The organism is Mycobacterium sp. (assembly GCF_965277065.1).
Classification (GTDB): Bacteria; Actinomycetota; Actinomycetes; order Mycobacteriales; family Mycobacteriaceae; genus Mycobacterium.
Genome location: NZ_CBDIBT010000010.1, coordinates 57,700 through 68,049 on the forward strand (window position 1 = coordinate 57,700; position 10,350 = coordinate 68,049).

The following is a 10,350-nucleotide window of genomic DNA, read 5'->3' on the forward strand; positions in this document are numbered from 1 at the left end:
CCATGACGCCCGACCGACCGCCCCGCGCCGAAACCGGCACCATTGCCGGTGTTCTGGCGAATCTGCGGCGCGTGCCGAAACGTGTTCGCCGCCAATCGCGGGAGGTCGTCGAGAACGCGGTCTCGCAGTTGTTCGATGCGGCGGTCCGCTATCCCCACGGCGCGCCGGGCTCCGGGGAGTACCGCATCGAAGACCTGGCCCGGCTGGCCGGCACGACCACCCGCAACATTCGGGTCTACCGCGACCGTGGGCTGATGCCGCCCCCGCTGCGGGTCGGTCGGATCGCGCTGTTCAACGACACCCACCTGACCCGGTTGCGACTGATCACATCGATGCTCGACCGCGGATACAACATCGCGCACGTTCGCGAAATGCTCAGCGCCTGGGAGGAAGGCAAGGATCTCGGCGACGTACTCGGCCTGGAGACGGCCATCGTCGGCACCTGGACCAGCGAGAAGTCCCAGACCATGCCGGTGGCCGAAGCGCAGCGACTCATCAACGACGTCAAGGCTTTCGACCGTCTGGTGGGCCTGGGAGTGATTCACGTCGACGACGGGCAGGCCACCATCACCCGCCCGAAACTGATCGAGGCGTTCAACGAGATCCGCGGCTACGGTCTGGGCCTGGACAAGATGATCGACCTGCACGAGAACATCATTCCGCTGATCGACCAGATCAGCGAGATGCTGGTGCGCACCGGGGCCGAGCACGTCCGCGACCGGATCAAACCCGGGGAAGGCCTGCCCGCCGACACCGAAATCGCCGAACTGATCACCATGCTGGTGCGTTTCCGGACTCAGGCGGTGGCGTCGGTGACCGCCACCTTGGCGTCGTCGATCGAAACGACGATCGAATCGTTGGTCAGCCAGATCCTGGCCGAATATCTGGAGCAGACCCCTGAGGCCGACGTCGGCTAGGACGTCTCGCGGCGCGCAACCAGATACGGCGCCAACGTGGCCAGCTTCTCGCAGGTCTCCTCGAATTCCCGGTCGGGATCGGACGCGGCGATGATGCCCGCGCCGGCGCGCAGCCAGGTGCGGCCGTCGCGCTCGTAGACGGTCCGAAGCGTCAGCGCCGCATCGAGACCGCCGTCGGCCGAAAATCTGACCACCGCACCGGAATACAGCTGGCGTGGACAATCGTCGAGACGCAGGATGGCGTCGACGCTCGCCGCCTTGGGAATGCCCGAAGCGGTTACCGCGGGGAACAGCGTCTCCAGCACGTCCATCCGGTTCTTGGACGGGTGGAGTCGCCCGGTGACCGTCGAGCCGAGGTGCTGCACGCTGCCGCGTTCGCGCACAGTCATGAAATCCACCACGGCGGAGCTACCGGGTTCGGCGACCTCGTCGATCTCCTGCACCGAGCTGCGCACCGACATCCCGTGCTCGACAATCTCTTTGGTATTGGACTCCAGGTCCTCCCGGGCATCACGGTCCAGCTCGGCGCCTCGGCCCATTCCGCGGGTGCCGGCCAGCGGTTCGGTCACCACCAGGCCGTCGTGGTGCACTGCGGCCACCAACTCCGGACTGTAGCCCAGAGCCCGAAATCCGCCGAGGCGCAACAGAAATGAGCGCGCCGGAGTGTTGTGGCGGCGCCCCACCCGTAGGTCGACGGAAAATCCAGTGAGAAAGGCACATTGACGCAGCGCGACAAGATCACCTTGTGGTAATCCCCCGCGGTGATCTCTTCGATCGCGGCGCTCACCCGGGCACGGTAGTCGGAGGTGTCGGAGCACACGTCGACTGTCGAAGACGTTGGCAGCGGCGGCACACCGGCGTCGAGTAGCCGGCTCACGTGGTCGACGTGGCGGTTGTCGGCGTCGAACAACGCGACGGCATCGGCGGAAACGACGATGCGGGTGCGCGGCCAGAACACCCGCGCCAGCGGAGTCTGCGGCGCCAGACGCTCCTGCAGGCCGAACCGATATGCCCCGAACTCGAAGGCGATCCAGCCGAAAGCCTCGGCGGTTTCCAACAGCAGGCGATCGACGGCCTCACCGAGCACCGGCCCGGGCCGGCCCGACCACCTCTGTCGCTGAGTGATGCCGCCCTCGATGATGCGTAGCTCGTCGCTGTCCAGCTCGACGATCGCCAGCGCGCCGATGGCGAGCACCCATTGTCCGTCGCGCTCGCAGAGCAGATATTCCTCGCCGTCGGCCTCGGCCAACCCAGCGACCAATTCGGCCGCCAGGTCCGCGGGAGCGATGCCGGCCGGCAGCGGAAACGACCACGAAGCGGCGCCTGCCGGATTGGTCTCGACACCAACTTGGGTCACGGCTAGTAAATTTAGCCTAACCTATGAACGGGAGGGCAAGTCCGGTTGTCGAACTCCTGTGCTCGACGTCCCTTGCGCTGGCCACCACGCTTTTCTAGGGCATCGTTACCGCGCGTTCATGCCCTGGCCGCACGATGGGTCCAGCCCCTGCGGCGGGTTGACCGAAACCGCCGCCAACGAGAGGACAGCACTGTGTTCGTTATCCGACTGCGTGACGGCGAGGAAATCCGCGGGTCCGCAAACGACGCGCTGACTGTCAATGAGAACACCGGCGTCCTGAGCGTGCACCGGGTCGACGGGTTCGAGGACGTCACCACGCACTACTCACCGTCGGCGTGGGCGTGGGTAACGCAGCGGGTCAAGGAGCCGGGGGTACGGCGGTAGGAACATCCCCACTAGGCCAGGCTGATCGCACCCTCGGGGCAGTTCTTCTCGGCATCCTCCGCGGGCGCCTCGAGGTCACCGGAGACATCCTCGGCAAGCACGATCGCGTGCCCAGCCTCGTCGGCATCGAAGACCTCCGGCGCCAAGGTGTAGCAACGCCCGTGGCCGACGCAACGATCTGCGTCGACAATCACCCTGGTCATGGCACGGGGACCGGGAACGTCAGCGGCAGCGATTCCACTGAGCGCAACGCTGCCGTATACGCCAGCTGGGTGCCAGGCTTGATCTCGTAATCGGGTATGCGGCGGTGGAATTCGCGCAGCGCTACCCGCAGCTCCATCCGAGCCAGGTGAGACCCGAGACACCGGTGCGGACCGCCACCAAAGGCGCGATGCCGGTTCGGGTTTCGACGAAAATCGACGAGATCTGGATCGGGGAACTCGGCAGGGTCGGTGTTCGCGGCGCCGAGCAACGGGCTGACCCGCTCGCCCTTGCTGATCGGGCAACCGCCCACCTCGACATCTTCGGTGGCGACCCGCACCACTCCGGGAACCGGTGTCTCCCAGCGTAATAACTCCTCGATGGCGCTCGGCAAAACGTCGGGCTGCTCGATGAGCTGGTGACGATGTTCGGGGTGGCGGGCCAGATACACGAAGAAGCAGTCAAGGGAATCCGTCACCGTATCCAGCCCGGCGATCAGAAACAGGAAGCAGATGTCGAGGATCTCCTCGCGGGTCAGCGGCTCTCCCTCGATCCTCGCGGCGATCAGCGAGGACAGCACGTCGTCGCGCGGGTCGGCGATGTGGTCGTCGATGGCACGCTCGAAATAGTCGTAGATCTGCTGGGCCGCAGGTGCCATGTTCTCGTGGCTGCGGTCGTATCCCGAGTCGCCCTCCGGGCGGATCACGCCGTCCTTCCACTCGAGGAATTTGTCCAGATCCTCCAACGGCAGGCCGAGTAACTGCAGAAAGACGGTGCATGGCAGCGGCACGGCGAATTCCTCATGGAAGTCGCATTCGCCGCGATCGGCGAAGCGGTCGATCATGTCGTTGACCAGCTCGGTGACGCGTGGTTCTCGCCGCGCCATCTCACGCGGCGTGAACAGCGGATCGAGGATGCGTCGGTATTTCGCATGCTCTGGCGGATCGATCTGCAGGGGAATCAGCGGCCGGATGTTGCCCAGGTCGACAGCATCCATGCTCGAGGAGAACAACTCGGTGCGCTTGAGCGCCATTTCGATGTCTGTCAGCCGGCTGAGCACGACCGCCTGCGGCGACCGGAACACCGGTGTGGATTCGCGCAACGCTTTGTACATGGGCTGTGGCTCGGCGACGCCTGCCATTGCCTGGTCGACATACCCTTCGGCTTCTGTCATGCGGTTCAGACTGACACCATGCGTCTGCTCCGGGATGTGGTTCCGCGCTTATTACCGGGCCGGGTTTTCGCGGGACGCTCGCGGGTTTGCGCGGCTTGTCGGATGTCTTGGGAGATGACAAGAATCAACGCGGTCGGAGGTATCAGCTATTGTCGAATGTATGTTCGAATTCCTGATGTCGGTCGACCCCACCGCCGACGAGTCCGTGCTGGTCGAGCGCATTGCCGAGCTGGAAGGGATCAAAGCTGCCGCAGCCGCGGGTCAAGCGCGAGCGGCGGCAGCTTTGGACCCCGCGGGTGCCGGCGGCCGATGCCGCCCGACGTAGCGCGGAGGCAGCAACGGGCATGCCGGCCGCTCGGCAAGGACGCGGCGTCGCCAGCGAGGTCGCACTGGCCCGACTCGATTCGCCCGCCCGGGGTAATCGGCACCTAGGATTCGCGAAAGCTTTAGTGCATGAGATGCCGCACACCCTGGCCGCGCTGGAAGGAGGCGTGCTCACGGAGTGGCGGGCCACCTTGATCGTGCGCGAAAGCGCGTGCTTGGACATCGATGACCGGCGGGTTTTGGATGCCGAATTGTGTGGCGACCAAGCGGGGCTGCGGGGCATGGGCGATGCCCGTTTGGCAGCCGCGGCGAAAGCAATCGCCTACCGGCTCGATCCACACGCGGTCGTCGACCGGGCCGCCAAGGCCGAAACCGAACGGACGGTGACCATTCGGCCCGCCCCCGACACCATGACCTATCTGACCGCCCTTTTGCCTGTCGCGCAGGGTGTCTCGGTGTACGCGGCACTTCGCCGCGCGGCGGACACCACGTTCGACGACAGATCTCGCGGGCAGATCATGGCCGACACTCTCGTGGAACGCGTCACCGGTCGCAGTGCCGCGACGCCGACGCCGATCGCTGTCAACCTGGTGCTCTCGGACCGCACGCTGCTGGGCGATGACACCACGCCGGCGAGCATCAGCGGCTATGGCCCGATCCCCGCCGAAGTGGCCCGAAAGTTGTTGTCAGCCGCGGCTTCTGACTCAAAGTCGCGTGCGACGCTGCGGCGGCTTTACGCCCACCCTCGGTCCGGTGCGCTGGTAGCCATGGAGTCGAGGGCCCGGAGCTTTCCGAACGGGTTGGCCACGTTCATCGAGCTGCGCGACGAGCGATGTCGCACGCCGTACTGCGACGCGCCGATCCGGCATCGCGACCATGCCACGCCGCGCGCCCGCGGTGGGCCGACCACAGCCGCCAACGGACTGGGACTGTGTGAGCGCTGCAACTACGTCAAAGAGGCCGCCGGCTGGCAGGTCCGCACGCATGTTGACGAAACCGGAAGACACACAGCGCAATACACCACCCCTACCGGCGAGCAGCACCGGTCAACGGCGCCGCCGCGCGCGGCGACGTTGGTGATCAGTGAACTCGAAGTGAGCGTTGGCATCGCGCTGGCACAGCACGCCGCCTAGCTCACCCCAGCAGGTTGCGGACGACCCCGTCGGCCAGCAGCCGTCCCCGGTCGGTGAGTACGAACCGCTCGCCTTCGCGTAGCAACAAGCCGTCCTCGATGGCGACGTCGGCGCGCTCGCGCTCGGCCTGGTCCAGCAGGTCAGCGCGCAGACCCTGACGCAGCCGGATCCGCAAGAGCACGTCCTCGGTGTGACGGGTGGTGGCGTCCAGCTGCTCGAGCCCGGCGACCGGCAACGTCGCGTCGCCCAGAATCTGGGCATAAGCGTTGGGGTGCTTGACATTCCACCAGCGCGTCTGCCCGACAAAACTGTGCGCGCCCGGGCCGGCGCCCCACCACTGACCGCCGTCCCAGTAGCCCAGATTGTGTCGGCACTGCCCGCCCGGGCGGCTCCAGTTCGACACCTCATACCAATCGAGGCCGGCTTGGGAGAGCTGCTCGTCCAACAACTCATAGCGGCGGGCAAGCACGTCGTCGTCCGGGGCGGCCAGCTCGCCGCTGCGGACACGGCGCGCCATTGCGGTGCCCTCTTCGACTACGAGCGCGTAGGCGGATATGTGGTCGACGCCGGTCTCGATCGCGGTCTCGACGGACCACAGCAGATCGTCGTCGGACTCCCCCGGTGTGCCGTAGATGAGGTCGAGGCTGACGTGTTCGAATCCTTCGGCCAGCGCCTCGCGGGCCGCCGCCGCCGACCGGTTCGGCGTGTGGATCCGGTCGAGAACGCCCAGCACATGCGGTGCCACCGACTGCATGCCCAGCGACACCCTGGTGCAGCCGGCGGCGCGAGCAGCGGCGAAAAAGTCCGGCCACGCCGACTCCGGGTTGGCCTCGGTCGTCACCTCCACATCGGCGGCCAGCTCGAAGTTGTCCCGCACCGACTTCATCACCTGGGCCAGACGCTCACCGCCGAGCAGCGAGGGCGTCCCGCCACCGATGAATACGGTCTGCACGGTCGGTCCGCCCATCTTGGCGGCGGCCAACTCGAGCTCTGCGGCCAGCATCTGCAGCCATCCATCCGGGTTCACCCCGCCCAGCTCGGCCGGTGTGTAGGTGTTGAAGTCGCAGTACCCGCAGCGGATGAAGCAGAACGGCACGTGCACGTAGATGCCGAATGGCCCGCCCGGGCTGAGCTGCAGATCGGGAAGTCCGACCGGCGCAGAGGATGCCGTCACGCCATCAATATTCCGCAGGACCGGCCCGACCTCCACCCGGGACGTCGGGCGGCACGTCCCGGCCACGCGGGCGAGTTTCGCTCATCGTGAGCGAAACTTGACCCTGGTAGCAGAGGCAGGCGATATCCGTGGCACAATGGTCAGGTGACCGTTGCCCACCACAGCCAGATTCGTACCCCTTTGGTGGCGCGCCGTCATGTTGACTTCAAGCGCGTATGCAGCTGTTGCTGTCCGGCTTGACTTCGTAGACCCGCCTACCTGCACCTTCAGCTGGCTTCCGGATCTGCGCCGCCGGTACAGCCCCCGGTGGTTTGCGCGTTCCGCGCCGGCTACTCCACTTGAGGAGATCGCCGATGACGTCACCCCGCCCCACCAAGAGCCAAGGCCAGTGGGCGCTCGGTGAGCGCGAGCCGCTCAACCCCAACGAGCAGTTCAAGCAGGACGACGACGCGCTCAACGTGCGCGACCGGATCATCAACCAGTACTCCAATACCGGTTTCGACAGCATCGAGAAGAACGACCTGCGTGGGCGGATGCGCTGGGCGGGGCTCTACACCCAGCGCGAACAGGGATACGACGGGAGCTTCACCGGCGACGAGAACATCGACCTGCTCGAGGCCAAGTACTTCATGATGCGGGTGCGCTGCGACGGAGGGGCCATCTCCACCGCGGCGCTGCGAACACTCGGCGAGGTTTCGATCGAGTTCGCGCGCGACACCGCGGACATCTCCGACCGGGAGAACGTTCAGTACCACTGGATCCAGATCGAGGACGTTCCGAAGATCTGGGAACGACTGGCCACCGTAGGACTGCAGACCACGGAGGCGTGCGGGGACTGCCCACGTGTCGTGCTGGGCTCACCGCTGGCCGGCCTCTCCGTCGACGAGGTGCTCGACCCCACTCCGGCGGTGGACGAGATCGTCCGTCGCTACATCGGCAACCCGGAGTTCTCCAACCTGCCGCGTAAGTACAAGACCGCGATCTCAGGCCTGCAGGACGTCGCTCATGAGATCAACGACATCGCGTTCATCGGAGTCAATCACCCTGAGCACGGTCCTGGCCTGGACCTGTGGGTCGGTGGTGGGCTGTCCACGAATCCGATGCTCGCGCAACGGGTTGGCGCGTGGGTGCCCCTCGACGAGGTCCCCGATGTGTGGGAGGCCGTCACGTCGCTGTTCCGCGACTACGGCTACCGGCGCCTGCGGGCCAAGGCCCGGCTCAAGTTCCTCATCAAAGACTGGGGCATCGAGAAGTTCCGCGAGGTGCTCGAAACCGAGTACCTCAAACGCAAACTCATCGACGGCCCGGCGCCCGAACCGCTCGCCCGCCCGATTGACCACGTCGGCGTGCAGCGTCTGAAGAACGGGCTCAATGCCGTTGGTGTCGCGCCGATCGCCGGTCGGGTGTCCGGCACGATCCTGGCCGCGGTCGCCGACCTGGCCGAAAAGGCCGGATCGCAGAAGGTCAGCTTCACCCCGTACCAGAAGCTGATCATCCTCGACGTCGCCGACGACAAGCTCGACGAACTGGTCGCCGGGCTCGATGCGCTGGGGCTGCCGTCGCGGCCGTCGCACTGGCGTCGAAACCTCATGGCGTGCACCGGAATCGAGTACTGCAAGTTGTCATTCGCCGAGACTCGGGTGCGTTCGCAGTCGTTGGTGCCCGAGCTGGAGCGTCGGCTCGAGGATCTCAACACGCAACTGGACGTGCCGGTCACCGTCAACATCAACGGCTGCCCGAACTCGTGTGCGCGCATTCAGATTGCCGACATCGGCTTCAAGGGTCAGATGGTCGACGACGGTGATGGGAATTCAGTCGAAGGATTCCAGGTTCACCTAGGGGGCAGCCTGGGCCTGGACAGCGGTTTCGGGCGAAAGCTGCGCCAGCACAAGGTCACCAGCGACGAGCTCGGCGACTACATCGATCGCGTGGTGCGCAACTTCGTCAAGCAGCGCGACAGCGACGAGCGGTTCGCAAACTGGGCGCTGCGCGCCGAGGAGGCGGATCTGCGATGAGTTCGAAGGAGGCGATCGGCTTGACCGAAGCCGAACTACGCGAATTGGCCGACAGGGGCGCCGCCGAGTTGGAGGGCGCCAGCGCCACCGACTTGTTGCGCTGGACTGACGAGAACTTCGGCGGCGTCGGTGGACCCCGGTCCTCCGCGACCTGCAATTACGTGGTGGCCTCGAACATGCAGGACGCTGTGTTGGTCGATCTGGCGGCCAAGGTCCGTCCCGGTGTGCCGGTCCTGTTCTTGGACACCGGATATCACTTCGTCGAGACCATCGGCACGCGCGACGCGGTCGAGGCGGTCTACGACATCCGGGTGCTCAATGTCACGCCGGAGCACAGCGTTGCCGAGCAAGACGAGTTGCATGGCAAAGATTTGTTCGCCCGTAAGCCCACTGAGTGCTGCCGGATGCGCAAGGTCGCCCCGCTGGGGAAGGCGCTGCGCGGTTACTCCGCCTGGGTGACCGGCCTGCGGCGGGTTGAAGCGCCGACCCGCGCCAACGCGCCGCTGGTCAGCTTCGACGAGGCTTTTGGCTTGGTGAAGATCAACCCGCTGGCCACCTGGTCCGACGACGAGATGCAGACCTACATCGACGACAACGATGTTCTGGTCAATCCGCTTGTCTACGAAGGGTATCCGTCGATCGGCTGCGCGCCGTGCACGGCCAAGCCCGTCGAGGGCGCGGACCCCCGCAGCGGTCGCTGGCAGGGGCTGTCGAAGACCGAATGCGGGCTGCACGCGTCGTGACGCGCCGGCGACGATGAACAGGACAGTGCGATCTCAAGAAGGCGGGAGGAGCGGCGCCATATGACCAGCCTGGTGCTCGCCGCGCATGGCAGTCGAGATCCACGGTCGGCCGCCAATGCCCGGGCCGTCGCCAATCGGATTCGCTTCATGCGGCCCGGCTTGCGTGTGCGTGTCGCGTTCTGCGACCTGAATACGCCACGCCTAGTTGACGTCCTCACCCCGGACGCGGTCGTCACGCCGTTCCTGCTCGCTGACGCTTACCACGCGCAAATCGACATTCCGCATCAGATCGAGAGCTGCGGTCTGCCTGTTCGACAGGCCGCCGTCCTGGGCGAGGACGACCGACTGGTCGACGTGCTGCACGAGCGGGTGGCTGAGCTGGGCGTCAACCAAAGCGACCCGAACCTCGGCGTCTTGGTGGTCGCGATCGGCTCGACGCATGCCGCGGCCAACGCCGGCACCGCGCAGGTCGCGGACAAGCTCCTTGCGGGAACTCAGTGGGCCGGCACGACAACGGCGTTCGCTACCGGAGCAGGGCCGTCACCGGCCGAGGGAGCGAACCAGTTGCGCCGTCTCGGCGCCCGGCGCGTGGTTATTGCACCGTGGTTCCTGGCCCCCGGTCGACTGACCGATCGGGTCGCGAAATTTGCTGCTGTGGACGGTATTCCGATGGCTACGCCGCTCGGTGGGCATCGGCTGGTGGCCGAGACGGTGCTGGAACGCTTCGACGCGGCGATCGCTCAGCGGGCCGCCGCTTAGCCAGAATCACCCGGGGCCGATGGTTGCGACGACATTGATGGAACCTTAACGGCAGGTTACGGTAGCCATCACGATGACATCGCCACCACCCGTACCGGACGAGGCCACCGCTGATCGGCCTGTCAGCAGATGGGCAGTAGCCACCTTCCTGCTCGGGTTGGTCAGCCTG

General features: G+C 66.0%; 9 protein-coding genes and 2 pseudogenes. 7 read left to right on the forward strand and 4 right to left on the reverse strand.

Annotated elements, in window-relative coordinates; genetic code table 11:
• The first annotated feature begins 2 nt into the window (after nucleotides 1–2).
• The gene (locus tag ACQY5A_RS01655) at nucleotides 3–917 is read left to right on the forward strand and encodes a MerR family transcriptional regulator (protein ID WP_428338631.1); all 915 of its coding nucleotides are present in this window, start codon (nucleotides 3–5) and stop codon (nucleotides 915–917) included.
• On the opposite strand, the pseudogene ACQY5A_RS01660 reads toward ACQY5A_RS01655, so the two are convergent.
• Nucleotides 914–2,274, reverse strand: a pseudogene (locus ACQY5A_RS01660) (salicylate synthase). The gene ACQY5A_RS01655 and the pseudogene ACQY5A_RS01660 sit on opposite strands and share 4 nt — an antisense overlap.
• A gap of 192 nt (nucleotides 2,275–2,466) precedes the next feature.
• On the opposite strand from ACQY5A_RS01660, the gene ACQY5A_RS01665 reads away from it, so the two are divergent.
• Nucleotides 2,467–2,658: a hypothetical protein gene (locus tag ACQY5A_RS01665; protein WP_428338632.1), complete on the forward strand. Its 192-nt coding sequence runs from the start codon at nucleotides 2,467–2,469 to the stop codon at nucleotides 2,656–2,658.
• An 11-nt stretch (nucleotides 2,659–2,669) separates the two neighbouring features.
• Here the strand turns inward: ACQY5A_RS01665 and ACQY5A_RS01670 are convergent, their stop codons facing one another.
• The gene (locus ACQY5A_RS01670; RefSeq protein WP_428338633.1) at nucleotides 2,670–2,861 is read right to left on the reverse strand and encodes a ferredoxin; all 192 of its coding nucleotides are present in this window, start codon (nucleotides 2,859–2,861) and stop codon (nucleotides 2,670–2,672) included.
• Nucleotides 2,858–4,033: a cytochrome P450 gene (locus ACQY5A_RS01675; protein ID WP_428338634.1), complete on the reverse strand. Its 1,176-nt coding sequence runs from the start codon at nucleotides 4,031–4,033 to the stop codon at nucleotides 2,858–2,860. Before ACQY5A_RS01675 ends, ACQY5A_RS01670 begins: the two co-directional genes overlap by 4 nt.
• Before the next feature lie 160 nt (nucleotides 4,034–4,193).
• Here ACQY5A_RS01675 and ACQY5A_RS01680 point away from each other — a divergent pair.
• Nucleotides 4,194–5,490: pseudogene (locus ACQY5A_RS01680) on the forward strand (HNH endonuclease).
• Between the two features lies 1 nt (nucleotide 5,491).
• Here ACQY5A_RS01680 and hemW read toward each other — a convergent pair.
• Nucleotides 5,492–6,664, reverse strand: a complete 1,173-nt coding sequence (gene hemW, locus ACQY5A_RS01685) for a radical SAM family heme chaperone HemW (protein WP_428338635.1) — start codon at nucleotides 6,662–6,664, stop codon at nucleotides 5,492–5,494.
• Between the two features lie 144 nt (nucleotides 6,665–6,808).
• Between hemW and ACQY5A_RS01690 the strand changes: the two genes are divergently transcribed.
• From ACQY5A_RS01690 to ACQY5A_RS01705, 4 genes are all read left to right on the forward strand, one after another.
• Complete coding sequence (locus ACQY5A_RS01690) at nucleotides 6,809–6,904, forward strand: Ms4527A family Cys-rich leader peptide (RefSeq protein WP_428338636.1); 96 nt, start codon at nucleotides 6,809–6,811, stop codon at nucleotides 6,902–6,904.
• Nucleotides 6,905–7,017: 113 nt separating this feature from the next.
• Nucleotides 7,018–8,679: a nitrite/sulfite reductase gene (locus tag ACQY5A_RS01695; protein ID WP_428338637.1), complete on the forward strand. Its 1,662-nt coding sequence runs from the start codon at nucleotides 7,018–7,020 to the stop codon at nucleotides 8,677–8,679.
• Nucleotides 8,676–9,422: a phosphoadenylyl-sulfate reductase gene (locus ACQY5A_RS01700; protein WP_428338638.1), complete on the forward strand. Its 747-nt coding sequence runs from the start codon at nucleotides 8,676–8,678 to the stop codon at nucleotides 9,420–9,422. The genes ACQY5A_RS01695 and ACQY5A_RS01700 overlap by 4 nt, the downstream gene beginning before the upstream one ends.
• 60 nt (nucleotides 9,423–9,482) lie before the next feature.
• Nucleotides 9,483–10,181 (forward strand): sirohydrochlorin chelatase, encoded by a 699-nt coding sequence (locus tag ACQY5A_RS01705; RefSeq protein ID WP_428338639.1) that lies wholly within the window; start codon nucleotides 9,483–9,485, stop codon nucleotides 10,179–10,181.
• The last annotated feature ends 169 nt before the right edge of the window (nucleotides 10,182–10,350 follow it).